This is a genomic window from Aequorivita sp. CIP111184 (assembly GCF_900489465.1).
Taxonomy (GTDB): Bacteria; Bacteroidota; Bacteroidia; order Flavobacteriales; family Flavobacteriaceae; genus Aequorivita.
This window is the reverse complement of record NZ_UEFQ01000002.1, coordinates 1-1,190: the sequence shown is the minus strand read 5'-3', so window position 1 is coordinate 1,190 and position 1,190 is coordinate 1. Positions and strand designations below refer to the sequence as shown.

Annotated in this window: 1 rRNA gene; it reads right to left on the bottom strand. The window is 52.8% G+C overall.

The features are described from left to right. Positions 1-42 precede the first annotated feature (42 nt). Positions 43-1,190 (bottom strand): 16S ribosomal RNA (locus AEQU1_RS00010); the annotation flags it as partial.

Sequence of the window (1,190 nt, the reverse complement as noted above, 5' to 3'; positions counted from 1 at the left end):
GTAAGAGTCTCTCTTGTTGAATTTTCGGTCGTCTTTCTCTAGAAAGGAGGTGTTCCAGCCGCACCTTCCGGTACGGCTACCTTGTTACGACTTAGCCCCAGTTACCAGCTTCACCCTAGGCCGCTCCTTGCGGTGACGGACTTCAGGTGCTTCCAGCTTCCATGGCTTGACGGGCGGTGTGTACAAGGCCCGGGAACGTATTCACCGGATCATGGCTGATATCCGATTACTAGCGATTCCAGCTTCACGGGGTCGAGTTGCAGACCCCGATCCGAACTGAGACAGGTTTTGTGGATTCGCTCCTGCTTGCGCAGTGGCTGCCCATTGTACCTGCCATTGTAGCACGTGTGTGGCCCAGGACGTAAGGGCCGTGATGATTTGACGTCATCCCCACCTTCCTCACGGTTTGCACCGGCAGTCTTGTTAGAGTTCCCGACATGACTCGCTGGCAACTAACAACAGGGGTTGCGCTCGTTATAGGACTTAACCTGACACCTCACGGCACGAGCTGACGACAACCATGCAGCACCTTGTAATCTGTCCGAAGAAGGATCTGTTTCCAAATCTGTCAGACTACATTTAAGCCCTGGTAAGGTTCCTCGCGTATCATCGAATTAAACCACATGCTCCACCGCTTGTGCGGGCCCCCGTCAATTCCTTTGAGTTTCATTCTTGCGAACGTACTCCCCAGGTGGGATACTTATCACTTTCGCTTGGCCACCCAGCACACCAATGTGCGCCGGACAGCTAGTATCCATCGTTTACGGCGTGGACTACCAGGGTATCTAATCCTGTTCGCTCCCCACGCTTTCGTCCATCAGCGTCAATACGTTGTTAGTGACCTGCCTTCGCAATCGGTATTCTATGTAATATCTAAGCATTTCACCGCTACACTACATATTCTAGCCACTTCACAACGATTCAAGACGACCAGTATCAATGGCAGTTCTACAGTTGAGCTGCAGAATTTCACCACTGACTTAGACGTCCGCCTACGGACCCTTTAAACCCAATGATTCCGGATAACGCTCGGACCCTCCGTATTACCGCGGCTGCTGGCACGGAGTTAGCCGGTCCTTATTCGTACGGTACCGTCAAGCCGCTACACGTAGCGGTGTTTCTTCCCGTAAAAAAGCAGTTTACAACCCATAGGGCCGTCTTCCTGCACGCGGCATGGCTGGATCAGGCTC